This window comes from Botrimarina colliarenosi, assembly GCF_007859955.1.
Lineage (GTDB): Bacteria > Planctomycetota > Planctomycetia > Pirellulales > Lacipirellulaceae > Botrimarina > Botrimarina colliarenosi.
Genome location: NZ_SJPR01000002.1, coordinates 799,170 through 825,789, shown reverse-complemented (window position 1 = coordinate 825,789; position 26,620 = coordinate 799,170). Strand labels below are relative to the sequence as shown.

At 66.0% G+C, this 26,620-nt stretch carries 18 protein-coding genes; 9 read left to right on the top strand and 9 right to left on the bottom strand.

What is annotated here, in order from left to right; all coding sequences use genetic code 11:
• Nucleotides 1-10 precede the first annotated feature (10 nt).
• Nucleotides 11-2,191 (bottom strand): bifunctional rhamnulose-1-phosphate aldolase/short-chain dehydrogenase, encoded by a 2,181-nt coding sequence (locus Pla108_RS11290; protein ID WP_146445028.1) that lies wholly within the window; start codon nucleotides 2,189-2,191, stop codon nucleotides 11-13.
• A gap of 138 nt (nucleotides 2,192-2,329) precedes the next feature.
• On the opposite strand from Pla108_RS11290, the gene Pla108_RS11285 reads away from it, so the two are divergent.
• Nucleotides 2,330-3,106 (top strand): DeoR/GlpR family DNA-binding transcription regulator, encoded by a 777-nt coding sequence (locus tag Pla108_RS11285; protein WP_146445027.1) that lies wholly within the window; start codon nucleotides 2,330-2,332, stop codon nucleotides 3,104-3,106.
• Between the two features lie 838 nt (nucleotides 3,107-3,944).
• Nucleotides 3,945-4,649: a hypothetical protein gene (locus Pla108_RS11280; RefSeq protein WP_231934430.1), complete on the top strand. Its 705-nt coding sequence runs from the start codon at nucleotides 3,945-3,947 to the stop codon at nucleotides 4,647-4,649.
• Between the two features lie 167 nt (nucleotides 4,650-4,816).
• On the opposite strand, the gene Pla108_RS11275 is transcribed toward Pla108_RS11280, so the two are convergent.
• From Pla108_RS11275 to Pla108_RS11265, 3 genes are all read right to left on the bottom strand, one after another.
• The gene (locus Pla108_RS11275) at nucleotides 4,817-6,046 is read right to left on the bottom strand and encodes an amidohydrolase family protein (RefSeq protein ID WP_146445025.1); all 1,230 of its coding nucleotides are present in this window, start codon (nucleotides 6,044-6,046) and stop codon (nucleotides 4,817-4,819) included.
• A 229-nt stretch (nucleotides 6,047-6,275) separates the two neighbouring features.
• A complete protein-coding gene (gene galK / locus Pla108_RS11270) occupies nucleotides 6,276-7,463 on the bottom strand; it encodes a galactokinase (RefSeq protein ID WP_146445024.1) in 1,188 nt (395 codons plus the stop codon).
• Between the two features lie 142 nt (nucleotides 7,464-7,605).
• Nucleotides 7,606-10,785, bottom strand: coding sequence for a glycoside hydrolase family 2 TIM barrel-domain containing protein (locus Pla108_RS11265; RefSeq protein ID WP_146445023.1), 3,180 nt, complete (start codon nucleotides 10,783-10,785; stop codon nucleotides 7,606-7,608).
• 227 nt (nucleotides 10,786-11,012) lie between these two features.
• Here Pla108_RS11265 and Pla108_RS11260 point away from each other — a divergent pair, with 227 nt between their 5' ends.
• The gene (locus Pla108_RS11260; protein ID WP_146445022.1) at nucleotides 11,013-13,052 is read left to right on the top strand and encodes a sodium:solute symporter family transporter; all 2,040 of its coding nucleotides are present in this window, start codon (nucleotides 11,013-11,015) and stop codon (nucleotides 13,050-13,052) included.
• A gap of 15 nt (nucleotides 13,053-13,067) precedes the next feature.
• On the opposite strand, the gene Pla108_RS11255 is transcribed toward Pla108_RS11260, so the two are convergent.
• From Pla108_RS11255 to Pla108_RS11245, 3 genes are all read right to left on the bottom strand, one after another.
• Nucleotides 13,068-13,709 carry a hypothetical protein gene (locus Pla108_RS11255; protein WP_231934429.1) on the bottom strand — a complete coding sequence of 214 codons (642 nt, stop codon included), beginning with the start codon at nucleotides 13,707-13,709 and terminating at the stop codon, nucleotides 13,068-13,070.
• A 98-nt stretch (nucleotides 13,710-13,807) separates the two neighbouring features.
• Entirely contained in the window at nucleotides 13,808-15,229 is a 1,422-nt protein-coding gene (locus Pla108_RS11250) for an oxidoreductase (protein WP_146445021.1), read from the bottom strand.
• Between the two features lie 116 nt (nucleotides 15,230-15,345).
• Nucleotides 15,346-16,317, bottom strand: coding sequence for a dihydrodipicolinate synthase family protein (locus Pla108_RS11245; RefSeq protein WP_146445020.1), 972 nt, complete (start codon nucleotides 16,315-16,317; stop codon nucleotides 15,346-15,348).
• 280 nt (nucleotides 16,318-16,597) lie between these two features.
• Between Pla108_RS11245 and Pla108_RS11240 the strand changes: the two genes are divergently transcribed.
• On the top strand, nucleotides 16,598-17,452 hold the full coding sequence (locus Pla108_RS11240) for a helix-turn-helix transcriptional regulator (RefSeq protein ID WP_146445019.1): 855 nt from the start codon (nucleotides 16,598-16,600) through the stop codon (nucleotides 17,450-17,452).
• Nucleotides 17,453-17,914: 462 nt separating this feature from the next.
• Here Pla108_RS11240 and Pla108_RS20975 read toward each other — a convergent pair whose 3' ends face one another.
• A complete protein-coding gene (locus Pla108_RS20975; protein WP_197526483.1) occupies nucleotides 17,915-18,064 on the bottom strand; it encodes a hypothetical protein in 150 nt (49 codons plus the stop codon).
• A 225-nt stretch (nucleotides 18,065-18,289) separates the two neighbouring features.
• On the opposite strand from Pla108_RS20975, the gene Pla108_RS11235 reads away from it, so the two are divergent.
• Nucleotides 18,290-19,717, top strand: coding sequence for a TolC family protein (locus tag Pla108_RS11235; protein WP_146445018.1), 1,428 nt, complete (start codon nucleotides 18,290-18,292; stop codon nucleotides 19,715-19,717).
• A 37-nt stretch (nucleotides 19,718-19,754) separates the two neighbouring features.
• Nucleotides 19,755-21,275, top strand: a complete 1,521-nt coding sequence (locus Pla108_RS11230; protein ID WP_146445017.1) for a multicopper oxidase family protein — start codon at nucleotides 19,755-19,757, stop codon at nucleotides 21,273-21,275.
• A gap of 252 nt (nucleotides 21,276-21,527) precedes the next feature.
• On the opposite strand, the gene Pla108_RS11225 is transcribed toward Pla108_RS11230, so the two are convergent.
• Nucleotides 21,528-22,901 carry an AI-2E family transporter gene (locus Pla108_RS11225; RefSeq protein ID WP_146445016.1) on the bottom strand — a complete coding sequence of 458 codons (1,374 nt, stop codon included), beginning with the start codon at nucleotides 22,899-22,901 and terminating at the stop codon, nucleotides 21,528-21,530.
• Between the two features lie 167 nt (nucleotides 22,902-23,068).
• Here Pla108_RS11225 and Pla108_RS11220 point away from each other — a divergent pair, with 167 nt between their 5' ends.
• The 3 genes from Pla108_RS11220 to Pla108_RS11210 are packed head-to-tail and all read left to right on the top strand — an operon-like array spanning nucleotide 23,069 to nucleotide 26,600.
• A complete protein-coding gene (locus tag Pla108_RS11220; RefSeq protein ID WP_197526482.1) occupies nucleotides 23,069-24,037 on the top strand; it encodes a lysylphosphatidylglycerol synthase domain-containing protein in 969 nt (322 codons plus the stop codon).
• Complete coding sequence (locus Pla108_RS11215) at nucleotides 24,034-25,065, top strand: glycosyltransferase family 2 protein (RefSeq protein ID WP_146445014.1); 1,032 nt, start codon at nucleotides 24,034-24,036, stop codon at nucleotides 25,063-25,065. The genes Pla108_RS11220 and Pla108_RS11215 overlap by 4 nt, the downstream gene beginning before the upstream one ends.
• Complete coding sequence (locus Pla108_RS11210) at nucleotides 25,062-26,600, top strand: hypothetical protein (RefSeq protein ID WP_146445013.1); 1,539 nt, start codon at nucleotides 25,062-25,064, stop codon at nucleotides 26,598-26,600. The genes Pla108_RS11215 and Pla108_RS11210 overlap by 4 nt, the downstream gene beginning before the upstream one ends.
• The last annotated feature ends 20 nt before the right edge of the window (nucleotides 26,601-26,620 follow it).

Below are 26,620 nucleotides of genomic sequence, written 5' to 3'. Positions count from 1 at the left end.
GCGTTTCTCCCTATCGCAAGAACGCTTCGTGCAATCCACCATCAACGCTAAACACCTGACCGGTTGTCTTGCTCGATCGGTCTGACAACATAAAGTACGCCGCCTCGGCCTGGTCCGCAGGGGTGATCGGTTGCTTGGTGAGCGTCCGCTGGGCGTAGAACATCGCCAGTTTGGTGCGGAGCCCGTCGTCGGTGTCGTTCTCCTCGAACGGGATCTCGTACTTCGTCAGCGAAGCGATCACCCGGTCGCGGGGGAACATCGTCGAGCCCTGCACCACCGTCGCCGGGGCGACTCCGTTCACTCGCACGAGCGGCGCCATCTCGACCGCTAGCTCGCGGACGAGGTGGTTGGCGGCCGCCTTCGACGTGTCGTAGGCGACCGAGCCCTTCTTCGAGACCACCGCGTTGACGCTCGTGGTGAGCACGACCGAGCCGTTGAGGCCTTGGTCGGCGAAGAGCTTCTTGGCCTCGTCGGCGACGTTGTAGGCGCCGTGGACGTTGACCTCGAACGTCAGCCGCCAAGCGTCGTCCGACAGGTTGCCTTCGCGGTCGGGCGGCAGGAACACGCCGGCGGTCACCAGCAGGTGATCAACGCCGCCGTAGGCGAGGACGCTCGTGGCGAGCAGCTGGCGGATCGACTCGCGGTCGGTGATGTTCACGCCGACGCCGATTGCCGGGCCACAGCCCGAGACGCCCGAACCAGCGACGCCGATCCCCTGGCCGTACTTGGCGGCCAGCTCGTCGGCGGTCGCCTGGGCCGCTTCGGCCGACAGGTCGGCGCAGACGACGTGGGCGCCCTCGGCGGCGAGGCGGTGGGCCGCCTCCTTGCCGATGCCGTTGCCGGCGCCGACGACCAGCACCACACGGCGGGCCATCTCCTTCTCGGGCGGCATCCGCTGCAGCTTCGCCTCTTCGAGCAACCAGTACTCGATGTCGAACGCCTCTTGCTGGGGCAGGGCGATGTACTCGTCCATCGCCTCGGCGCCCCGCATCACCTCGACCGCACAGTTGTAGAACTCGGCGGTGACGCGCGACTCGCTCTTGTTCTTGCCCCAGGCGATCATCCCGACGCCGGGGATCAGCACCACCGACGGGTTCGGGTTCCGCATCGCCGGCGAGTTGTCGTGCTTGCAAGCCTCGTAGTAAGCGGCGTAGTCGTCGCGGTACTTGGCGAGCCCCGCGTCGAGTTTCTGCTTGAGAGCCGCCAGGTCCTCGTTCGCGGCGTCCCACTCGATGTAGAGCGGCTTGATCTTGGTCCGCAAGAAGTGGTCGGGGCAGCTGGTGCCGAGCTCCGCCAGCCGCGGCGCGTCGTGCGAGTTGACGAACCGCTGGATCGTCGCGTCGGTCTGCACCGTGCCGATCAGGCGCTGTCCCTCGAACGTGACGCGGCCCCGTAGCCACGGCAGCAGCTCCGCCAGCAGCGCGTCGCGGTCGTTGTCGGCGAGCGGCGTGAATTTCTGGCCGCCGAAGGTTTGCTCCCCCTTGTCGCGTTCTTCGATGAACTGGGCCGCCTTCTCGATCAGCGCCAGCGTCAGGTCGTAGCACGCCTTGTCGTCGTCGGCCCAGTTGATGAGGCCGTGCTGGCTCATCACGAGGCCCTTGAGGGCCGGGTTGGCCTCCGCCTCGCGCTGCATCATCAGGCCCAGCTCGAAGCCCGGCCGTAGCCACGGCACCCAGCCGATCTCGCCGCCGAAGATTTCTTGGGTCAGCTCCTTGCTACGCTTACTCGCCGCGACGGCGATCACGCTGTTGGGGTGCATGTGGTCGACATACCGGGCCGGCAGAAAGCCGTGCAGCGGCGTGTCGATCGACGAGGCGCGCGGGTTGAGGTTGTAGGTGCAGTGCGGGAACAGCCCGACCATGCCGTCTTCGGCGGGTGTCTTCGGTCCCTTCTCGGGCGCCGCGTCGTACACCTTCTGCAGGCCGATCAGCTTGTCCATGTGGAGCGAGGCGAAGTTCTCCGCCTTGCTCGTCCGCAGGTCACCGCCCGAGCCCTTCACCCACAGCACGTCGGTCTCTTCGCCGGTCAGCGGGTCGCGCTCGAGCGACTTCGACGAGGTGTTGCCGCCGCCGGTGTTGGTGATCCGTTGGTCGGCGCCGAGGCAGTTCGACCGGTAGACGAGGCGATCAATCGGCGACATGCCGGCCGCTACCGAGTCGTCCCACAAGTAATTGACGTGCTTGAATTCCACGGAATCGGGCGCCTGAAAAAGAGGGGTGCTATCGGCCCGAGTGCGACGAATCGGGCTGTTTCCTGCTAGACGGCGGGATTATGGGCGGTAAGCTGGGCAGAAGTCAACCGTCGAAATGTGGTTTTATGTGGTTTTGAGATGCTCGCCGGCCAACGACAACGTGAGATCGTCCGCGACCTGCAGCAGCAGGGCGCCGTCTCTGTGGCCGCCCTCGCCGAACGGTTCGCGGTCACCGACGAGACGATCCGCCGCGACCTGACGAAGCTGGCGCGGTCGGGGCGGGTGGTCCGCACCCACGGCGGGGCCGTGCTGGCCGACGAGGACGCGGGCGAGGCGCCCTTCGCGGTGCGTGTCGCCGTGAACACCGAGGCCAAGCAGGCGATCGCCCGTCACGCGGCCGCCCTGGTCGAGCCGGGCGAGGTGATCGCGATCGACGCCTCGTCGACCGGCCTCGAGCTGGCCAAGCTCCTCCCCCACGGCGAGCCCGACCGGCCGATCACCGTCGTCTCCAACGGACTCGACGTCGTGCACTGGCTCGCCGAGCGGCCCGGCGTCAACGTGATCTCAACCGGCGGCGAGTTCGACGCGTCGGGGCAGTGCTTCGTCGGCTCGATCGCCGAGGCGGCGCTGCGGCAGTTCGCGTTCCACCGGGCGTTCGTCTCGTGCAAGGCGGTCGACGCGTCACGCGGCGCCGGCGAGTCGTGCCCCTCCCACGCGGCGGTGAAACGGGCGATGCTCGCCGCCGCCGACGAGGCTTACCTACTCGCCGACAGCAGCAAGGCGGCCGAGCGCGCGATGTGCTACTACGCCGAGCCGCGGAAGTTTACGCGCGTGTTCAGCGACGACGCTCTGCCGGACGCGACGCGCGAGGCGCTCGTAGCGGCGGGGGCGGAGTTGGTTTGTGTGGCAGTCTGATCGATCGGTTAGACTCAGCCGAAGGTTGGCCGTGTGCCACTGCTGACTCGTTCAGCAGTGGACCCCGGGTGCCCGCTTCGCACTGCCGGACAAGCCGAACAGTGGCGCCCGGCAGCAGTGCCACCCGCCGGCGCCAAGTGGCGGGTGGTTTATTGGTTCCCTGTAGTGACAAAGTGAGTAAACCGTGCGAATTCTGCACTTATTACGATTATCGGAGGGTGCGCCGATTTGCGATGTCTACAACATGTCCGCTGCGTTTAGATTCGTAAGGTATTTTCCGATAGTCTTAATTGGTGTTCTTGTACTGGTTCCGGTGTTTGGCTGGCTGATTTATCGAGGCTGGTCGTCTGGGCAAGCAAGTGCAGATTCGGCAAACGCAGTTGATCACAAGGCGGGCGACCATCAATAGCAGGCGCCGGGTGGCCCCGACTGTCGTGAGCAAGAGATTCGCTTTCCCGCTTGGTGCAGCCGAACGATTGTCGGGGTCGCGAAGCGGCAAGAGGTCTTGGAAGATCGCTCGCCTCCTGGGCCGCGCACCCCGACAGTTGTTCGATCGAAGTAGTTCGGAGAAGTGAGTCGCTCGCTCACAACAGTCGGGGCCACCCGCGTCAGCCGAGCCCCCCAGAGCCTTGCAAGTGGAGACTCTCCTGGCAATGCGCTGGGGGCTACGCTTCGCTGCGTCCCCAGCCACCCTCCGAAAAAATAAGTACGCCGATCGTGACATTCCGCCGGTGCATCTGCCTAGAGTACGCCTGGCAGTTTTATTCGACGCGTTTTTTCCCAAATGATGGCTGCAAGAATGCGAGTACTAGCGATTTGTAGCACGTTTCTAATTTGCTTGGCTACGACCACTGCAACGGCAGTTCCTGTGCGTTTGGAGCTGCGGGGTGAGGTTGCTTCGGTTCAGACCAGCAGCGGCTTTCAGTTTCCGCCGTCTGTCGCTGTGAAGGCGCCAGTGGTCGTCTCGTTTGCATTTGAAGGCCTGATCCTGGGTACGCGAGTGGAACAAGCCTCATCGGACTCGGTGATCACGAGTGATTTCTACGTCGGGCCTGAACGAGCCCCTACAGAACGAATTGTACTTTTAAACGGGATGGTCCGGCTTGGCAGCGAATCTCTCCGCTTGACGGGCGGAAACCTGCTGGTGACAGACAATAAAGCCGGTGGGGCCTGCGCTGGTTTTTCGTGTAGTGGTTGGTTAGACGACGAAATTTCCATTTTGGGTTTTGGCGACGCGTCGGCGTTTGGTGAAGGGTTCGACTTCACTACGACCGGCGGATTGATCTCGCGGGTGAGCGACTCCGAACCGCTAAGTGATGTGCTCATGTCCGGTACGAGCGTCGGCGATGCGGCTACTTGGAATCGATTTCCCAACAGTATTCTGTATCTCTCACTGCGGGCTTCGGATGGTGATACAGTTGGTCACGTCCAAATCCGACTACAGCGAGCCGTGGCAATCCCAGAGCCGACAAGTGTTTGCACCCTGTGTTTTGCCGTTATCAGTTCAGCGTTGTTTCGCAGTGGCGAGCTTTTGCTCGCATAACAAAGCTTTGCGTCAGCCTCAACGTTCTCAGGCGATTGCCATGCTCACCTTCGCTGGGAGATGAGCATGCGAACCAGAGTGGATCGTCTACTCCGCTTCGCATGCTCATCCGCTTCGCGTGGGAGCATGGCGCCCGGCCACCTGACCTACGAGTTCGCACGCCCGTCTTACGCCGCCCGGTAAGCGATCTCCCCCCGCACCAGCGTCTGCCGCACCCAGCGGTCGTCCCACGCGAACATCAGCATCGCCAGCGGGTCGACGGGCGAAGTGAGCCACGGCTGGTTGGGCTCGATCACGACGAGGTCGGCCGGCGCCCCGACGCTGAGGCGCCCGGCGTCGGTGAAGCCGGCGGCGTCGGCGTTGCCGGCGGTGATCTGCCACCATGCGTGGGCCGCCGCCGGGTAGTCGGCGCCGAGCGCCGCCGCGGTCTCGATCATCGCCCGGCCGACGCGGACCATCGATCGCTCGTAGCCGGCGCCGATGTCGGTCCCTAGCGATGTCCGCACACCGGCGGTAATCGTCGTGTGCCGGTCCATCGCTCCGGAGCGGAGAAAAGAATTCGCCGTCGGGCAATGGGCGATGACGGCGCCCGCTTGCTGGAGCGTCGCACGCTCCGCCGGGCTCAAGTGGATGCCGTGACCCAGCAGCGTCCGGTCGGTCACCAAGCCGGCCGCGTCGTAGACGTCGACGTAGCTGGCGCCGTTGTACAACTCGCCGATCAGCTCGCACTCGGGAACCGTCTCGCTGAGGTGCGTCTGCACCAATGCGCGCGGGTGTTCCGCCGCCAGCCGTCCGGCGCCCGCCAGCAGCTCGGCCGTGCACGACACGGCGAACCGTGGCGTGACCGCCGCCGCGACGCGCCCGCCGGCCGGGAATCGGTGGAGCAGATCGGCCGTCTGGTCGAGCAGCTCGGCGGTCGCGCCAACGAGTCCGTCGGGAGCGAAGCGGTCGCTCATCGCCTGGCCGACCACGCCGCGGAGCCCCGCCTTCGTGAGGGTCTCGATCGCCGCGGCGGTCGCCGCGTGATGGACGCTGCTGTAGGCGCAAAGGCTGGTCGTCCCCACCGACAAGAGTTGCTCCGCGACCCGCCCGGTCATCGCCGCGGCGTAGTCGGCGTCGGCCCATTTGGCTTCGGAGGGGAAGGTGACGCCCGAGAGCCACTCGAGGAGCGGCAGCCCGTGGGCGCCGATCATGTCGAACTGCGGCAGGTGGAGGTGCGTGTCGACAAAGCCAGGCGACACCAAGCAACCGGGCCCGCCGAGGTCAAACGCCTGGGGGATTTCCCCTTCGACAAGCTCGCTGATCACGCCGTCCTCGACGCGGACCAACCCGGGCGCCAGGCGAGCTAAGCCGGGCGTCGTTTCGTCTTCTAGCAGGAGTTGCCCAGCGACGATCATGCGAAGTAAGCCTCGCGCAGCGAGTTCGAATCCCCCTCCCCCTGGTGGGGAGGGGCTAGGGGAGGGGGGGCAGCGGGTACCCGGGCGGCGTTACACGATTGCAAGCGGAGTGGTGACTAAAGGGCGTGTACCCTTGTGAAACCGGGTACCCCGTTCATCACCCCTCCCCCGACCCCTCCCCATCAAGGGGAGGGGAGTTTTGTTCTGTCCGCGTCTCGGCGCGAAGCCCTTAGCTCTCCAGCACGCGGCCGCCTTCCGCGGGACGGGTGGTGAAGCAGGTCGCCTCGATGCCCGTCGCTGCTTTATACCGTTCGGCGATCGTGCGGGCGACCTCCTCGGCCTTGTCGGTGCGGACGAGCGTTACGGTGCAGCCGCCGAAGCCGCCGCCCGTCATCCGCGAGCCGATCACGCCCTCCTCCGGGCCGATCTCGCGGGCGATCTCGACCAGCTTGTCGATCTCCGGGACGGTGATCTCAAAGTCGTCCCGCATCGCGGCGTGGCTGGCGTACATCAATTCGCCGGCGGTCTCCCAGTCCGAGGCGGCCAGCGCCTCGGCGGCGCGCTCGGTGCGGAGGTTCTCGCCGGTGATGTGGCGGGCCCGTTTGAAGGGGAGCGGGTCGAGCTTCGCCTCGTTGGCGGCGAGCTGTTCGGGCGTGACGTCGCGGAGCGCCTTGACGCCGAGCCCCGCCGCGGCCGCCTCGCACTGCTGACGACGTTCGGCGTACTCGCCGCCGGTGAGCTCGTGCTTCACGTTGCTGTTGGTGATCAGCACGCTGACGGTCGGGTCGGTGAACGGGACCATTTTCGGCTGCTGCGAACGGCAATCGAGCAGCATCACGTGGTCGGCGTGGCAGAGGGCCGAGCTGAACTGGTCCATGATGCCGCACGGCACGCCGGCGCCTTGGTGCTCGGCTTGCTGGCAGAGCAGGGCCCGCTGCGGGCCGGGGAGCGATTTGCCGTTGAGCGTTTCGATCACCAGGGCGAGCGACACCTCGAGCGCCGCCGAACTCGAGAGCCCGCCGCCGAGCGGCACCGTCGAGTCGATCACCGCGTCGAACGCCGGAACGTCGACGCCCGCCTCGCGATAGGCGTCGATGACGCCACGTACGTACTTGGCCCAGCCGGGCAGCTCGGCGCCGTCGGGCTCAATCGTCAGTTCGGCCGCGCCTTTCATCGTGGCGCTGTAGAGCCGCACGACGGGGCGATCGTCGTCGCGCTTCGACGCGGCGACGACGGTCTGCCGGTCGATCGCCATCGGCAGCACGAAGCCGTCGTTGTAGTCGGTGTGCTCACCGATCAAGTTGACGCGTCCCGGCGCCGCGGTGACGCACTGCGGCGCGGCGCCAAACTTCTCGGCAAACAGCGCTTTCACGCCTTCGACGACGTCGGCGAGCGGCTTGGCGGTTTCGATCGACATGGACGGTGGGTCGGGATCCAAGTGGCGCCTGTGGGAGGGGTCTCCGACCCCGATTTCGCGCGATAAACCGCTAAGGGCTGGAAGCCGTCATCGGGGTCGGAGACCCCTCCTACAGAGGTTTCAGTTATTCGATGTTGCCCGCTTACCGGCGGGCGACGACGCCGATCGGACCATCGCCCGAGCGGTAGGGCCGCAGCGTCAGCGTGTACTCGTACTCGCCCGCCGGGAGGCGGTACTCGCGGTGCGTCCAAGCGCCCCACGAGTTGTCGCCGCCGACCCCCATCTGGTGGTGGTCGAGGTGGAGCGTCAAGTTCTCGCCGCGCTCGATCTGGTAAGGGTGCGGGGAGTTTTCAAGCTCGGCGTCGGCGTAGGGCCGGACGGCGAACTCGAAGACGGGGTCGCCCGTGACGATGAACCCTCGATCGGTGTCGCTCGTGAGGGCCAGCCAGCGGACGTCGCAGCGCTGGCCGTTCTCTTGCGGCTTCACATAGTCGAACGTCAACTCGTCCGACGGCGCCGAGTAACGGCCCACCGCGGCGCCGGTCTTGCGGTCCCAGTAGTTCTCGTGCGGGCCGCGGCCGTACCAGGTGGCCGTCGAGAGCGACATCGGAACGTCGACGGCGAGCCCCACCCGCGGCAGGTCGGGCAGGCGGTCGGCGGCCTTCAGTTGGTGCGTGATCGCTAGCTCGCCGCTCGGGGAGAGGCGATAAGTCAGCGTCTCTTGGACGGCGTCGTCCTGGCCCTGGAAGGTCGAGGTCACCACCGCGACGCCGTCGTCGTCGGTCGCTTCACAGTCGAGCAGCTGGCGACTGTCGCCGAACGACCTCCAGAACCCGAGCCGCTTGGGCATCTGGTTGCCGTTGTCGTTGTCGATCGGCGCCCGCCAGTAGCAGGGGGAGATCGGCGAAGCGATCAACGCGTCGCCATCGAACTCGACGTGCTCGACCAGACCCGTCTCGCGGTTCACACGGACCCGGGTGTCGCCTGCCGAGAGGGTGAACGACTCGTCCGACTCCTCCCGAGTGGCCTCGTCGGTTGCTTCCGAATCGGCGACCTCGGCGGCCTTCGTTTCGAGTGGGAACTGTTCCCACGCAACGACATGACCGGCCTCGGCCCAGGGGGCGTCTTCCTTCAGACGGTAGCGGACGGTGAGCATCCCTTCCTGGCCCGGCAGGGCAGGGGGGGCGACCACCGGCAACCGCAACTCGCCCGACTCGCCCGCGGCCAATTCGGGCAGGTCGGTGACGCCGCGTTTGACGACTTCGCCATCGACCTCGATCGACCACGCCGCCTCGATCGCGTCGAGCGATTGGTGGTCGTAGCCGTTCTTAACCGTCACCACGCCGTCCTGGCGGGTTGTCTCAATCCGCTGGTAGACCTTCTTCACCTCGAAGAGGTGCGGGTTCGGTTGGCGGTCGGGCTGGATGAGGCCGTTGCAGCAGAAGTTGCGGTCGTTGGGCTTGTCGCCGAAGTCGCCGCCGTAGGCGAAGAACTCGACCGTTTCTCCGGTCGCCGGGTCGTCCGCCTGCTTGATGAGCCCCTGATCGACCCAGTCCCAGATAAAGCCGCCTTGCAGCAGCCGGTGGCTGCGGATGGCGTCCCAGTACTCCTTGAGGTTGCCGACCGAGTTGCCCATCGCGTGGGCGTACTCGCACTGGATCAGCGGCCGGTCGGCCTTCACGCCTTCCATCTTGCCGGTCGCGTACTCGACCATCCGGTCGATGCCGTCGTACATCGGGCAGCGGATGTCGGTGTTGCGGTCGCGGTAGTAGGCCTGTTCGTACTGAACCGGTCGCGACGCGTCGCGCCCTTTGATCCAGTCGTAGTTGGCCATGAAGTTGACGCCGTTGCCCGCCTCGTTGCCGAGTGACCAGATGATGATCGACGGGTGGTTCTTGTCGCGCTCGACCATGTTGATCGCGCGGTCGAGGTGCGCCGGGCCCCACTCCTTCTGCTTGGCGAGCGACTCGGGGCCGTAGCCGATGCCGTGCGATTCGATGTTGGTCTCGTCAACGAGGAAGAGGCCGTACTCGTCGCACAGGTCGTACCACTCGGGGCAGTCGGGGTAGTGGCACGTCCGCACCGCGTTGAGGTTGTTCCGCTTCATGAGCAGGATGTCCTCGATCATCGACTCGCGGCTGATGGAGTGCCCGGTGGTCGGGTGGTGCTCGTGGCGGTTAGCGCCGCAGAGGTAGATGTACTTGCCATTAACCAGCAGCACGCCGTCCTTGATCTCGACCTCACGGAAGCCGACGTTGAGGGCGGTCGCCTCGACCGTCTTGCCGTCGGCGTCGTCGATAGCGATCACCAGGCGGTAAAGGTTCGGGGTCTCGGCGCTCCAGAGCTTGGGCGCTTTTACCTTCGCGCTGAGTTTGGTCGTTGCGGACGCCGGCTCGTCCTTCTTCTTGAAGATGAGCCCCTGCCGAGCGTCCATCGCAGCCGCCTCGCGGGCGCTCTTGGCGGTCGCCACGCTGGCCCCCGCGGCGTCGAACAGCTCGAACCGCACGCCCGCCGCGCCGGGCGCCGTCACGTCGACCGACAGCGTCGCGTCGGTGTAGGCGTCGTCGAGGTCGGTCTTGACTTCGAAATCGGCGAGGTGCGTCTCGGGGACCCCTTCGAGGTAGACATCGCGGAAGATCCCGCTGAGGCGCCAGAAGTCTTGGTCCTCGAGGTACGAGCCGTCGCTCCAGCGGAAGACCTGCACCGCGAGGACGTTCTCGCCGCCCTCCTTGTTGAGGTAGGGCGTCAGGTCGAAGCGGGCCGGCGTGCGGCTGTCTTGCGAGTACCCGACCTTCTGGCCGTTGCACCACAGGTAGAAGGCGCTCTCGACGGCGTCGAAGCAGACCTCGACCGACCGGCCGGCCCACTTCTCGGGGACCGTGAAGGTCGTCCGGTACGAGCCGACCGGGTTGCCGTTGCGGCCCGCGATCATCGGCGGGTTCTTGTCGAACGGGTACACCATGTTGGTGTAGATCGGCTGGCCGTGGCCTTGCAGCTCCCAGTTCGAGGGGACGGGGATCGTGTCCCAGCCGCTGTCGTCGAAGTCGGTCTGGTAGAAGTCCATCGGCCGCTCTTCGGGCGTGCCGACGTAGTTGAACTTCCAGTCGCCATTGAGGCTCTGCACGTAGGGCGAATCAGCCCGGCCGCCATTCACACGGGTGGCGTCGCGGGCCGCCTCGGCGGTGTCGAACCGGTAGAAGGTCGCCCGCGGAGGGAGCTTGTTGACGCGGAAAACCGCGGGGTTCTCCCAGTCGTTGGCCGCCAGGACGGGGGCGGCTAGCGCGGTCACAATCAAGGCGAGAAACAGTTGCGGGCGGTGCATACGGTTAAGGGGTCGTAGGTTTCCGGTGGAAAAGACTTCGCCAGACCGGACAGACTAACGCCCCGCTGGGCCCGTCGTCCACGCGGGGCCGGAATAGCGGCTGGCGTCGGAGGCCCCCGGCTGTCAATAATGCCGCCTTCAAACAGGGCCTGATTCGCCAACTAATCCGGTTGGCAGGCCGCTCATCTTCTTCTCTGCGAACCTCTATACGTTCCCGGGAGCTGGTTGTGGGTTTTCTCGATATCGCTGTCTTCGCCCTGTTCATCGCCGCGGTGGTCTTCGTTGGACTGTGGAAGAGCCGAACCAAGGCGGGGGATGGCGAGAAGAGCTCGCAGGACTACTTCCTGGCGGGCCGCGGCCTGACTTGGTGGTTGGTCGGTTTCTCGCTGATCGCGGCCAACATCAGCACCGAGCAGTTCGTCGGCATGAGCGGCAACGCCGCCAGCCACGTCGGCCTAGCGATCGCTAGTTACGAGTGGATGGCCGCCGTCACGCTGGTGGTGGTCGCCTTCGGATTCCTGCCCTACTTCTTGCGGGCCGGAATCTACACGATGCCCGAGTTTCTTGAGTACCGGTACAACAGCGCCGCCCGGCTGATTATGGCGGCGGCCACTGTGCTGATTTACCTGTTGCTGCTCGGCGCCGTCACCTACTCGGGCGCCCTCACGGTCAAGACGCTCGGGCTGGGCTACGGGTACGACATCCCGCTATGGCAGCCATCGTTGTTTATCGCTTTGATCGCGATGATTTACGTCGTCGCCGGCGGCCTCAAGGCCTCGGTGTGGGCCGACTTGTTGCAGGGGACCGCCCTGATCGTCGGCGGCGCCATCATCATGTGGCTCGCCTTCAACCGGCTCGGCGAGGCGGAGTCGGCCGCGACCGTCGTCAACGTCGCCACCGGCGAAGTGGCGATCCAGCAGCTCGACCCGGACCAGGGACCGCTCGAACGGTTCATGGAGCTCAACGCCAACCGGATGAACATGTTTCTTCCGGCGACCGACAACGTGTTGCCGTGGACGGCGCTGCTGCTCGGGATGTGGATCCCCAACTTCTATTACTGGGGCCTGAACCAGTATATCACGCAGCGGACGCTCGGCTCGTCGAGTCTGGCCGAAGGGCAGAAGGGCATCGTCTTCGCCGCCTACCTCAAGCTGGTGATCCCCTTCGTCGTCGTGATCCCCGGCATCATTGCGTTCAACCTGTTCCACGAGGAGATGCGGCTCGGGTCCCGCGGAGACGCGGCCGCCGCCATCGCCAAGTACGAGAAGGCGAACCCCGAAACCCAGTACGTGACGGTCGACCAGACGCCCGATGCGGCGATGCTCGACGCCCATGAGGGCCCCACGTTCCTGGTTGCGGTCTTCCCCGACAAGGCCGCCCGAGAAGCCGCCAAGACCGACAATCCCCATGTGCTGCGGATGACCCAGGAGGACTACGACGGGGCGGAGCCCGCCGAGTTTCAGACCTTCAGCGACACCGAGGACCACGCCTGGAAGTTCATCAACCCCGAGCTCGCCGTCGAGGTCGAGGCTTACAACAAGCGGGTGGCCGACGCCGCTTCCGCCGCCGGTAAGCCGACCGCTTCGCAGGCGCTCGTCGCCTACAAATACGACACCGCGCTCGGGCTGCTGCTGGGGATGATCCCAACCAATACGGGCCTCTTCGGCTTCGTGATGGCGGCCTTGCTGGGGGCGGTGATCAGCTCGCTGGCGGCTATGCTCAACGCGGCCTCGTCGATCTTTACGCTCGATCTCTTCCAGAAGTACCTCGCCCCGACCGCGCCGCAGTCAACAATCGTACTGACCGGACGCATCGCGGTGGTGGTCTTCGCCATAATCGCCTGCGCGCTCTCGCCGGCGCTCGGCGACCCCAACATCTCCAACTCGATCTTCACGATCATCCAGGAGTCGCAGGGCCTGATCTCGCCGGGCATCCTGGCGGTGTTCGTTGTCGGCCTGCTGGCGCGTCGCTGCCCCCGTTGGGCCGGCACGATTGGCTTGTTGACCAGCATTGTCTGCTACTCGGGACTCAAGGTCATGGCCCCCGAGATCCAGTTCCTCAACCGCATGGCGATTGTTTTCGGCATCTGTGTGGCGGTCATGGCGGCGGCCACCGTGATGGCTCCGCTCAAAGAGCCGATCACCTTCGAGGCCAAGACCGACCTCGACCTCAAGGGCTCGAAGGGCGCCTGGGTCGCCGGCTTGATCGGCATCGGCCTCACGCTCGTGCTTTACGCCGTCTTCAGCCCGCTGGGGATCGCTAAGTAGGCGGCGGTCACCAGGCTACTTGGTGGACCCGTCGAGGACCCGCACGTCGTCGAAAGCGTCGCAATCGTCGAACGAGCCAATGCCGACGCGGCCGGCGCCGAGCGTCGTGTCGGTCGTCTCCATGAGGGGCGTCGTCAGGTCGTCGAAGTAGACCGCGATGCGGCCGGTGGCGGGGTGGCGTTCGAGCCGCACCGTGTGCCAGCCATCGGTCCACGGAACGGGCCGCTTGTTGGCGGTCAGCGGCCGGCGGTCGGCGCCGTCGACGAGCTGGATCTGCCCGCTCGCCGCATCGGGCAGGGCGCCCAGATGGACGTAGTAGAAGTGGGCAGGGTCTTGCCATCCAAAGAAGACACAGCAATCGCGGTGCGATCCCGTGTCGAGCGTGCTCTTCACTCGGAACTCGATCGCCATATCGCCGACTGTCACGTCCTTCACCAGCGCCACGTGCAACGGGCTGCGGTGCGGCGGCTTGTAGGCCGACTCACGGGCGGTGATCTCGAACGTGCCGTCGTCGTTCAGCCGCCACGTGGCCGGGTCGAGCACTTCCCAGCGTTCGACGCCGTCGGAGAAGTCGTCTTCAAAGACGACCGACTCAGCTGCGATCGCTCCGGTAACGGCCGAGAGGACCGTCCATGCGATAAACACGTGACGAAGCATGCCGGATGACCTAACGAAGTGTGAGAGGACAGGATCAACAGGATTGACGAGATAAGAAAACCCAATCCTGTTCATCCCGTCGATCCTGTCAAAAACTCTTATTTACCCTTCGTCAGCGCTAGCATCTTCTCCCGCTCGGGCCGCGCTTTGTAGAACGGGTCGAGCGGGTAACAGCCCGACACCATGCCGTTGCGCGGCGCCGTGGTGCACTCGCTGAACGTCCGGCAGACCTTCTTGCGGGTCAGCGTCGTGCCGGCGAGCACGTCGGCGGGCAAGTCGGGGTACGACAGCACCATGCGGCCCAGCCCGATCGAGTCGACCATGCCGCTGCGGACCGCCGCCTGGCCGACGTTGGGCAGCCAATCTTGCAGGTAGGTGTAGCCCGAGCCGACCAGCACGAGGTCGGGGTGTTCGCTCTTGAGCCGCGCCGTGGCGTCGATCTGGCGGGCGACGCCCACCAGCGGGTCCTCGGGCGGCTGGTAGCCGTCCGAAGGGGGGAACGTCGCCGGCCGCTGGATGTGGGGGTTGTAGTAGGGGCTCCCCGCGGTGGTGCAGACGAGGCGGATGCCGAGCTCCTTCAGCAGCGACAAAAACTTGCTCGGCTCGGTCAGGTCGATCCCACCTTGGCCGTCACCGCCGAAGGCGTAGCGGTACGCCCCGGGCACGTCCGGGACGCCGTCGCCATCGGGACCCGGCTTGTACGGCGAAAAATCAAAGATGCTCAGCCGAACGCCCATCGCCAGCCCCGGCGCCGCCGCGCGGATCCCGGCGACGATGTTGCGGAGGAAGCGGGTGCGGCCCTCAAAATCGCCGCCGTACTTGCCGGGGCGGTCGAAGCCCGACAGCAGCTCGTGGCCCAGATAACCGTGGCAGTGCTTCACATCGACGAACGCAAAGCCGATCTTCTGCGCGAGCACCGCCGCGGCGATAAAGTCATCGACCAGTTGGTCGAGCTCGTCGTCGGTCAGGATCGCGGCGTCATCGGTGACGCCCGCCCGCGGGTCGAGCACCGGGTGCCGGTAGGCGACACGCGGCTCGAGCCGTTTCTTATCGTTCGGCCGGGCATAGCGGCCCGAGTGGGTGAGCTGCAGTCCGACACAGAGCCCGTCGTCCGAGCCGAACGCCTTGCGGTGCTCATCGACGAGTTCGGCGCGGAGCGACTCGATCGCCGCGGCGGTCTCGTCGTTCAGCATTAGTTGGTTGGGGTTCGCCCGGCCATCGTGCCGGACGGCGACCGCCTCGCCGCCCCAGATCAGCCCGGCGCCGCTGAGGCCGAAGTTGCGCCAGCGCCGCCGCGTCAGGTCGGTCGGCAGCCCGTTGGTCTCGCCGTCCCAGCCCTCCATCGGCAGGATGGCGAAGCGGTTGCCGATGACGCCCGCGTCAGAGTCAATCGGCTGCCCCAATGGCGAAGCGGCCCCGGCCTCGACCGTCTCGTCGAACGGCAGCGTGACGCCGAGCTCTTTCAGCCGGTCAAGAAAGGCGTCCGGGGTCTTCAGGCTGGCGATCTTCGGAAAGTTCAAAACTAGCTCCTTTTGCAATAAATGCTTCGCGCCTTCGCGCCTTGGCTTGAGACCTTCTTGAACCGGATTAACTCACGCCAAGCCGCGAAGGTGCAAAGAAAACGACGCCGACTTGGTCAGCTCGCCAACTCCAACGCCTTGTCGAGTGTCGTTGCGATTTGCAACAGCAGTTCACGATCGGCCTCGGTGCGGCGGGCGCTCTTCGGGTGGGTCTCCGACGAATTGAGCCTGCCCCGCGCCTGAAGGAACATCGCGGCCGAGTGCTTGTAGGCCGGCACCGGGTTGCGGAAGGCGAGGAAGCCGAGGTGCTGGAGCACGTCGTTCAGCTCGTGCCAACGGTTGTCGCCCGCCGCCCACAGCTTGTCACGCAGCGCGAACGCGTCGGGGGCGAAGCAACTGAGGCCCAGCAGGTAGTCGCTGCCGTAGACGACCATGTCGATCGCCAAGTCGTTGCCGGTGTAGACCTTGAAGTCGGGCCGCACCTCGTTGCGCAGCACCAGCCGCCGCCACTCGGGTTCGCGGTGGAGCGACGAGTGCTTGGCGCCGACGCACTGCGGGATCGCCATCAGCTCGCGGTACAGGTCCAGCGTGTAGATCTTGCCGAACGGGGCGAAGCAGTCTCCCAGCTCGAAGGCGATGAACCGGTCACAGCGCTCGGCGATCTGGCGGTAGTTGGCGGCGACGACGTCGTCCGCTTGGTGGGCGAGGCCGTACGACTGGCAGATCACCGGCGTGCCGCCGAACGATTGCACTTCGTCGATCCGCGAGGCGTAGGCGTCGAGGGCGAACGCGTCGCCGGGCCGGTCGATCACGAACGTTCCCGCGACGAACCGCTTGCCGCTGCCGAGCACGTCGGCGGTGACCCGCAGGACCTCTTGCCGCGTGGCGTCGTCGAGCAGGTTGCCGTAACCGGTGTCCATGTTGACCGCGGGCGTCAGCCCCGATTCGGCGGTCCATTCCACCAGCGATCGGAACGAAGGCCAATCGACCGCCAGTTCGTCGGTAAACGGCAGCAAAACGGCGGTGATCCCCTCGATCTTGCGGCGGGGGCGGATCAGCTGAAGCGGATCAACGGGCGTATCGGGCATGACTCGAAATGTCGGGGGTTGATATCGCCAAGACGCCGAGAGCTCTGGGGTTCACCAAGAGCTCTTTGACAGGATCAACAGGAGGGACAGGATTTCTAAGCATCCCGTTGATCCTGTAAATCCTGTCAAAAGGTTGCTCGCTAGCGAAGCTTGGCGTCTCTGCAGAATATGATGCGGGCGGAAACTTGATGAGGTGTGTTCCTCCCCAAAGTACTTGCATCGGCAGGGAGGGTCATTGAGAATTGAGGGGAATCGATTCGCAAATCGGGCAATTGCCCCTATGTCCCTCCGACGCACCCGCCACGCCCTGCCCGAGAAGCTCCCTTCGTGGGGCGTCGCCGTGCTGGAAAGCCACCACGCGCCCGACTGGACGATGGAGTGGCGCCGCCACCCGTTTCTGAAAGTGGTCTTCGCCTTGGCGGGGCAGGGCGACATGGAGGTGGCGGGCAAACGCTTCCCCTTCCTGGCGGGCGACCTGATCATCGTCCCGCCGGAGCGTCGCAACCGGATCGTCGACGCCCCAGAGGAGCCATCGTCGCTGTATGTGCTCTGCGTTACGCCGACGCTCCTTGACTTCGACCGGGGCGTCCTCCGCCGACTTACCGCTGGCAGAGCTGAGCGTTCCGGCTATCTGGCGAATCGGGCAGAAGCGCTCTTCCGCCGGCTCTTGTTTCAGCAGTCACACGGGGGCGCCGGCGCCGGCATTGCGATGGTCGCCTCGGCTCTCGAGCTGCTCGCCCTGCTGCTGGAGCCCCCCCAAGAACCCGCCGACGACGCCGGCGCGGCGCGGCAAGAAGTCCGCCGTTATGTCGGCCGACTCGACACCCACTTCTTCGAGGCGACCACCATCGACGAAGCGGCCCGCCGGCTGGGCCTCTCACGGCGCCGCTTCACGCAGCTCTTCAAAGAGGTGACGGGGCAGGCGTGGCTCGCTTATGTCCATGAGCGCGCCATCGAGCACGCGGCCCGGCTGCTGGCCGAGACCGAGGCGTCGATCACGTCGATCGCGTTCGAGTGTGGCTTCGGCGACCTATCGACGTTCTACCGCCGCTTCAAATCACTGCGGGGCGTCAGCCCCGGCGAGTGGCGCCGCCAAACAAAACCCCTCTCCCCCAAGGAGGTAGGGGCAAGGTGAAGGGATGAAGCGGACGCTCGCCTCCGCGATCGACTACCTACGCAACAATCCGGCGCGACGCGGACTGGTGGCGTCGGCGACGGATTGGAAGTGGTCGAGCATCAGGTGGTAGGCTTCGGACGCTCGGGCCGAGGAACTTGACTTGCCACGGCTGACGCCGCTACCGGCCGATTGCTGGCCGGGACGGGGAGACTTCTCGGGTTGAGTCACGCGGAGAAGGGTGGTGGACCAGTACCCGCTTCGCACTGCTGGCTCACCAGCAGTGCTGAAGCGGGTACCCCGCGTCCACTGCCGGGCAAGCCTCCCTCACGTTACCGTCTGTTCGACAGCGGTTGTACAACGTCTGCTGTGATCTTGGAGAAAGCCTATCCTCGTCGGCTGCACGCATCTCTTAAAGATGCACGGGATTCCGCAAAGCGGTGGTGCTAAGGGAGCCAAATCGCCCGCATCAGGGCGGGCGGGTTACGCCGGCGTCGTTTGCGTTTCGCCGTTCTCCTTCGCCAGCACGTCGAGCTCCTTGCGGAGCATCAGCAGCAGGGCCTGCAGGAACGCCACCAACATCGGGCCGACGAGGATGCCGATCGGGCCGAGCAGTTGCAGCCCGCCGAGCACGCTCAGCAGGGCGACGCGACGGGCGGCCGGTAGGACCCCCTATCTCCCGACTTGATTGCCCGGCACGCGATCAATCGGAATGAAGTCTGCCTGAGCCGCAAACTTTAGCGGTTAGTGAGGGTTGGCGTTCCCCTGCGGAAGAGTTTCGCCGCATTGCCGGACGCCATGCCGCCGATGCGGAAACGAGAGTCGACAAAATCACTCTCTCTGCGGGTAGGACACGGAATGTCTCGCTTTCTCTTGGTCGCGACGCTCGCCCTTTTTGCCATCGCTGCTGGCGCCGCGGCGCAGGAGCAGCGCGCGCCGCTCGCCGCCGTACGCCCTTCGACGGCAGGAAAGTCGTTTACGCCGCCTCCGGCCATTCCGCCTGCCCCCGTCGAGGAGCTTAAGATCGACGTGTCTCAAGAAGAGAACGCTGTCGGGCCGGTCTATACGCTAGACGAGCTGCTTACCCTCGCCGCGCAGAACAACCCAACGCTCCGGCAGGCGCAGCTGCACATCTCGGCCGGCCTGGCCAAGGCACAGCAGGCCGGGCTCTACCCGAACCCCGTCTTCACGTACCAGGCCGAGCAGATCGGCGTCGATTCCGAGACCGACACCGACACACCAGGAGAGTTCCACGGGGGCGTCCTCGAACAGCGGTTCGTAACGGCAGGCAAGTTGCGGCTTAGCCGTGAAAAGTACCTGCGACGGGCACATGTCTCCGAACACCTCGCCACCGCGCAGCAGTTCCGCGTCTGCAACGACGTGCGGCTGCACTTCTATCGAGCCTTGGCTGCCGGCGAGACCTTGGCGATTCGCCGAGAGTTGCTCAAGAGCGCCGAGGACGCCGCGGTGACGTCGCAAGAGGCGTACAACATGGGCCAGGCGCGCCGACCCGAGGTCCGCCGTGCGAACGTCACGCTGCAGCGCGCCCGCCTCGACTTGTTGAGCGCCGAGAACGCCCAGCGTGAACGCTTCCGCACGCTTGCCTCGCTGATCGGCGTCACCCTGGCGGAGGGTCGTGTCGAGGGAAGCCTCATGCCCGAGCGTAAGCCAGCGTCGTTCGCAGCCGAGTTGGGGCGCCTGCTCGCCAACAGCCCCGAAGTCGCCGCCGCCCGCGCCAAGCTCGCCGTCGACCGGATGACGGTCCAGCGCGAGCGGGTGGAGTGGACCCCCGATATCGTCGCGCGCGGCGGCGCCGGGTACAATTTTGAAAGCGGGGAAACAGTCGCCGTTGCCGGCATCGCGTTGGAAGTACCCATCTACAACCGCAACCAAGGAACGATCCGCCAGGCGCAGTCCGACTACGCCCGTCAACAGCAAGAAGTCCGACGCGTCGAATTCCAGCTGCAGAATCGGTTGGCGACAGCCTACCAGCTGTCCCTGACCGCTCTGCAGCACGCCCATGAGTACGAGCGGGTGATCCTGCCCGAGTCAAAAGCGGCCTACGCCGAGTTACTCGAGAGCTACAAGCGAGACCGGGTCGATTGGCCCGATGTGCTGATGGCTCAGCACGACTACCTCGACGCTAAGCTGACACAAGTGGAAAACCTGCTCGAAGCCCGTACCTATGAGGTTTTGATCGCTGGTTACTTGCTCCACGACGGCCTGATGGCGGCCGAAGACGCCACGCCGCCCGGCCACATCGACGCGACGCCCCGACCGCGCTGATCCACCTACTGCCAACCCGAACGCCCGACTGTCGACAATGAGCACGCCTCAGAATTCGAACCGTCCGCCGCGTCGTGAGTTCCTCCGTACGTCGGCGCTGGCCGCGGGCGGCGCCTTGGCCGCCTCCTCGGTAGCGATGGCGCAACCCAACCGACATGGGACGCCCAGCGATGACGAGATGCAGCACGAGTTGCCGAAGCCCATCGGCGACCCCTCGGCGGGCCGTCCCGCCGGCGCACGAGACGAGTACGAGGGGTTCCATCGCTTCGCGCCCAGCCGCGGCGACAGTCCGGACAGCGATTTCTATCTCGGCAAGCTCGTTCCGGGACTCCGCGATCCCGCGACGGGCCGCGCGCCGTTTGTAGCGCCCGACGTGCCGTCGCTCCCCTACGAAATCAAGGACGGCGTCAAGGAGTTCCACCTCCGCGCGACCCCTGTCGAGGCCGAGTTCTTGCCCGGCTACAAGATGAACGTCTACGGCTACAACGGCAGCCTGCCGGGGCCCACCATCGAGGTCACGCAGGGGGATCGGGTGCGGGTCGTCGTCACCAACGACCTGCCCGAAGAGACCTTCATGCACTGGCACGGCTTCGAGTGCCGCATCCAATACGACGGCGCCGCCACCCTGGTCCAGAATCCCATCAAGCCGGGCGAAAGCTTCCGTTACGAATTCACCTTCCATGAAGAAGGGACGTTCTTCTACCACTCGCATGTCGCGATGCAGGAAGCGTTCGGCATGGTGGGCTGGTTCATCGTCCACCCGAAGAACGACTGGGACCCGCCGGTCGACCGCGACTTCGGCCTGATCTTCCAGAACTTCTTCGTCGAGCCGACCCAGACGGTCGCCGACTCCTGGAGGATGGACTGGAACTGGCACACCATCAACGGCCGCAGCGGTCCTTACCACTCGCCGCTGGTGGTCAAGCACGGCGAGCGGGTGCGGATCCGCATCCTCAACTTCTCGCCGATGCAGCACCATCCGATCCACCTCCACGGGCACACGTTCTGGGTCACCGGCCGCGAAGGGGCGCGGGCGCCTAAATCCGCCTGGATACCGCGGAACACCGAGCTGATCGCGGTCGCCCAAGCGGCCGAGCTGGAGTTCATCGCCAACAACCCGGGAGACTGGATGATGCACTGCCACATGGTGCATCACATGATGAACCATATGACCAAGCAGGTCGGTCCTCGCGTCCGCCCCGGGCAATCGGTCGACGCCTATCTGACGGACCTCGACAACCTGCCCGGCGTGTCGCTACGGAACGCCGACCCCGGCTTCGCTGTGCCCGGTTACCCCCAAGACATGCAGGGGATGAACATGGACATGATGACGAGCGACGCGATCGTCGGCCGCCGTGAGACGCTCGGCATGCGTAAGGGCTGGCCGATGGCGCTGATGGGGCTGATGCTCGCCGTGCGGGTGCTGCCGGAGGACCTGTACCAACTCGTGATGGAGACCGACGAGCGCGTTGAACCGGGATCGGTCTTCGCGGAGATCGTCCGTCGCTTCGGCGATCCTTCCAATTACACACCGGCGACGAAAATGTCGCACGGCTAGGGCGTCGCTACAACATTTTGTGACGGATGAGCAATTACATCGGGTCCGACCGACCGACAGCAGTCCAGGCGATTCATTGGCTACAGGGGGCGCGCCCACTTCACTGAGTAGGGATCCATCTAGATCACATTACGTCGCGGGACATCGCCTCGGCAGGAGGTTCGGGGCTCAAAGGTTCGTCGGCGTGTCGCCGCGAATCGACAACGCGGCTGACGCTCACGCCGCCAAATCGCCCGCATCGGGGCGGGCGGGTTACGCCGGCGCCGTTTGCGTTTCGCCGTTCTCCTTCGCCAGCACGTCGAGTTCCTTGCGGAGCATCAGCAGCAGGGCCTGTAGGAACGCCACGAGCATCGGGCCGACGAGGATGCCGATCGGGCCGAGCAGTTGCAGCCCGCCGAGCACGCTTAGCAGGGCGAGCAGCGGGTGCAGGTTCGACTGCCCGTGGAGCACGAGCGGCTTGATGAGGTTGTCGATCGACGACACCACGGCGAAGCCGTAGATCGCCAAGCCGATCGCCGGCCAGAAGTCGCCCTGGACGAAGTAGACCCACAGCGCCACCGGCAGCCAGACGGCGGTCGCGCCGACGAACGGCACGATCGCCAGCGTCATGGTCAGCACCGTCAGCAGGAAGACGGGCGGGTGGATCCGCATCTCGTCGGGGACGTTCTTGAGGATGCCGCCATACTCGGCGAGCACGGTGGCGGGGGTCCACTCCGAGACGACGAAGAAGTAGCCGATCCCCCCCAGGATGCCCTGCACGAACGCGGCGAGCAGGGTGGCGAGGACCACGGCGCGACTCACCCTGGCGAACTGGTCGAGCAGTTCGCGCTCATAGTCGTCGTCGAGCGGCGAGAGGTGCATCAAGGTCTCGACGATCGTCGGTCCATCCGCGAAGAAGTAGTAGAGGGCGAAGATCATGATGCCGGTCCCGATGACGAACCCCAGTAACGACTGGACGCCGACCAGGCCGATCTTCACCGCGTACTGGGCGGCGGTCTGCGCGAGTTTGGACGGGTCGAACTCGGCGTTGACGTTCTCGTGGTACCACTCGGTGAGCGGTTCGAGTCGGGCCATCAAGGCGGCCGTCCAGCCCGCCGCGGGGGCGTCCTCGTCGCTCGCCCCGGGTTCGTTTTCGGCGCCCTCGGGGAGGATTAGTTTTGGTTGCGCAGCGGCGTCTTCAGCCCCCTCTCCCTCGTCAGTGGACTCTTCGGCAGTGGTTTCATCGGGCGTGGCGGCCGCCAGCGTGACGCGGACGATTCGGGCCGTCTCGACATACGCCATCCAGCCGAGCAACGCCGTCGGCGCGACGACCCCCAGCGCGATGAGGGTGGTCGTCGCCAGGGCGGCGAGCTGGTTGCGGCCGTTCAGCTTGGCGAGCAGCCAGCTATGGAGCGGCTTGAAGATCACCGCCAGCACCGCCGCGAGGAACAGCGGCACCAGGAACGACGCCATCACCCGGAAGAACATCACGCCGATCAGCAGGACGACCGCCATCAGCACCAAGAGCGAAATCACGCGCGGCAAGCCGCGCAGCATCGACGATTCGGTTGGCGCGACGCTCGGCTCGTCCGCACTCGGCGTGGGCTTCTCCTTGGTCGTCGGGGCGGAGGGCTTCGCTTTGGGCACAGCGGGGATCCTTGGGGCGGGCGGGTGTCGGGGAGTATAACCGGCCCCCCCGGCGTCGCGGAGTGCGACGCCTCGAGCGGCGCGAGGGCGGATTGCGAACCATCGAACCAATATCGGACCGGCCCTCAACGCCGCCAGCGGGCTGGCGCCGGTGGGCGCCCGGCGTCTTGAAGTTCGCCATCGTGGCCGCGGTCTTGGTCTTTGTCAGCCAAGCCGTGCAAGACGGCGTCCGGGAGCTGTCGCAGCGTGATTTTCAGTTCGCCATCGGCCCGGCCCTCGCCGCTGGGGTCGCTTACTTCTCGGCGCAATTGGTGATGGCGTGGTTCTGGCGGCGGGTGCTGGTGGCGCTCGGCCAGCCAGCCCCCCCGGGCGCGTCGATCGCCGCGTTCTGCATCAGCCAGCTTGGGAAGTACGTGCCGGGCAAGGCGTCGGTCGTCCTGATCCGCACCGAAAGGCTGCTCGCCTCGCTCAAGCGGCGTCCGTACCGGGGCGAATGGCAGGCTTCGATTGTGAAGGTCGGCGCGTCCGCCTTCTACGAGACCCTTTCTTACATGGCGGTCGGCTCGCTCCTCGCCGCGGCGTTGATTCCTTTCGTCTCGGCCGACGCCGGGCAGAACGGCTGGGTCATTCTCCTCGCGCTTGGTCTAGCAGCGGTTTGCCTGACGCCGACGTTGCCGCCGGTGTTTGGCTGGGTGCTGGGCCGGTTCACCGTCGCCTCGGGGCGGGCCGAGTTGCGCGAGCAACTCCGCGGGCGGCTCGGCTACGGTTTGGCGGCGACGGCGGCGTTCGCTTCGACCGTTGCGTGGATTTTGATGGGCGTTTGTGTCTGGCTTTCGGCCGAGGCGGTTGGCGCCGCGGGCGGGCTCGGGATCGGTAATCTGCCGTTCTGGACCCTGGCGGCGACGCTGCCGAGCGTCGCGGGGTTTGTCTCGCTGCTGCCGGCTGGCCTGTTGGTGCGCGAGGGGCTCGCCCTGCTGCTGCTGGCGCCGGTCCTGGGCGATGGCGACGCCGTGGCGGTGACGGTCGCCAGCCGCTTGATCGGGGTTGCAACGGAGGTCGTTGTCTGTGCTAGCCTGATAGCAGGTGGATTCGCCCGGAACCGCCCCCGCAGAGACCCCAACGGCGACCCGTCTTGAGCGATTCCACCGGCGCCAACCGCACCGCCAACGCCCCCCCCGCCAACGGCCAAGCCGTCTCGGTGGTTGTCCCGCTATTGAACGAGGCGCCGACCATCGCCGAGCTACACCGCCGGCTCAAAGCGGTTGCGGCGCGAGAAGGCTACGCCCTGCAAGTCGTCTTCGTCGACGACGGCTCGACCGACGACTCGTGGAAGGTCATAGGCGGCCTCGCCAACGCCGAGCCGGGCGTCGTGGGCGTCCGCTTCCGCCGCAACTTTGGCAAGGCCGACGCCCTCGACGCCGGCTTCGCGGCGGCCACGGCGCCGATCGTCGTCACGATGGACGCCGACCTGCAAGACGACCCGGACGAGATCCCCACGCTGCTAGCCAAGCTCGCCGAGGGCTACGACGTCGTCAGCGGCTGGAAGGTCGACCGCAAGGACCCGTGGCACAAGCGCTGGCCGTCGTTGGTGTTCAACTCGCTGGCGAGCCGGCTCACCTTCGTGCGGCTGCACGACCACAACTGCGGCCTAAAGGCGTACCGCCGCGAGGCGCTGGCCGACGTGACGCTCTACGGCGAACTCCACCGGTTCGTGCCGGTGCTCGCCGCCGCGCGCGGCTACCGCGTCACCGAAGTCCCCGTCAAGCACCACCCGCGCGAGCATGGCGTCTCGAAGTACGGCGCGTCGCGGATCGTGAAGGGGCTGATGGACCTGATCACCGTCAAGTTCCTCACCGGCTACGGCGATCGGCCGCAGCACGTACTCGGCGGATTGGGGCTCGTCAGCTTCGCCGCCGGCAGCCTGGGGCTGTTCTACCTGGCGATCCGCTGGATCGTCACGCGCGCGGTGGAAGGCCTCGAGCCGATCCACCTGCACGAGACGGCCGCCCTCTATTACTGTTTGGCGATGTGCCTGGTGGGCGCCCAGTTCCTGGCGGTCGGTCTGTTGGGAGCGATGATCACCGCGTCGCTTTCCCGCGATCGGCCGAGCTACTCCATCGCTGAAACGATTGTTGCGTCCCCTTCGACGACCAAAGAAAGATGAGTTTTTCAGACCAGCGTGACCCGTCCAACGGTCTCGGCGCCCAGCAGCGCTGGCTGATTTACTCGCTGCTGATCGCCGTGGCGCTCGGCCAGGCGGCGGGCAAGATCTTGGCGGTGAACTCGGTCGATCTGTCGCGGCTCGAGTCGTACCGCATCGGTGAAACCCTCGCCCGCGAGACCGCCAAGCTCGAGCGCCAAGGCCTTGCCGGCGACGAGCTCGCCGCGGCCGTTGCCGAACGGCGCGAGACGCTCGAGCATGACATGCGGCTGCAGCGGCCCTTCCTCAGCGCCAACGACCGCAGCCGTTGGATGGCGATCCGCGCGATCGCCGAGAACGGCAACCACGATATCGACCCATTCCTCGAAGAACCGACCTGGGACAGCATCGACATGGTGCAGCACCTCGGCCGCGACGGCGAGCGGCACCAGTACTCGAGCAAGCCGCCGCTGCTGATGGTGCTGATCGCCGGGCCGTACTGGCTTTTGATGCAGCTGACGGGGACCACGCTCGGCGAATCGCCCTACGACCTGGGCCGCGCGCTGTTGCTCTTGCTCAATTGCGGGTCGCTGGCCGTGATGCTGGTCGCGATCGGACGGATCATCGAGCGGACCGGCGTCGGCGACATCGACCGGCTCTTTGCGATGACGGTCGCGACGTTCGCCACCCAGCTCGCCGCCTTCATGCCGGTGCTCAACAACCACCTGTTCGGCGCGGCGGCCGCGGCGGTGACGTGCGACCTCTGGCAGCGCCTGCTGCGCTCTGACAAGCCGCTCGGCGGCGTGTCGCTGGGCGCCGGGTTGGCGGCCGGCTTCGCCGTGACATGCGAGCTGCCCGCCCTGGCGCTGGCGGTGCTGGTCGGCCTTTCGCTGCTGTGGCGCCGACCGGGCGAGACGCTGCGGGCGTTTGCCGTCGGCGCCGGCCTCGTCGCGGTTGCGTTCTTCGCCACCAACTACTGGGCCCACGACAGCCTGCGGCCGCCGTACGGCCACCGCAGCGAGACCGACCCCGCCGACAACTGGTACGACTACGAGTACACCGTCGGCGGGAAGACCCGCGACAGCTACTGGCGCCACCGCCAGGGGATCGACATCGGCGAAGAATCGAAGGCGGTTTACGCCCTCCACACGCTCGTCGGCCACCACGGCGTTTTCTCGATGACGCCGGTCTGGCTGCTGAGCTTCGTCGGCATGGGGTTATTGCTCAGCTCCCGCGACGGGGCGACCCGGCAGCTCGCCGTCGTCACGGTGTTGATCACCGCGGCGTGCCTCGTCTTTTTCATTCTGTTGCGGCCGCAGGACGACCGGAACTACGGCGGGGCCACCAACGGCTTCCGCTGGCTCTTCTGGCTGGCGCCGCTGTGGATCGCCATGCTTCCGCGGGCGGTCGCGTCGCTCCGCCAAAGCCGCGTCGGCATGGCCCTGGCGGCGTCGCTGCTGGCTTGGTCGGCCATGTCGGCGAGCTACCCGACCTGGAACCCCTGGACCCACCCCTGGATCTACCGCTGGATGGAGCACCTCGGCTTCTCCGTCCTGTAGCTTGCAGCCGAAGGAAGGGA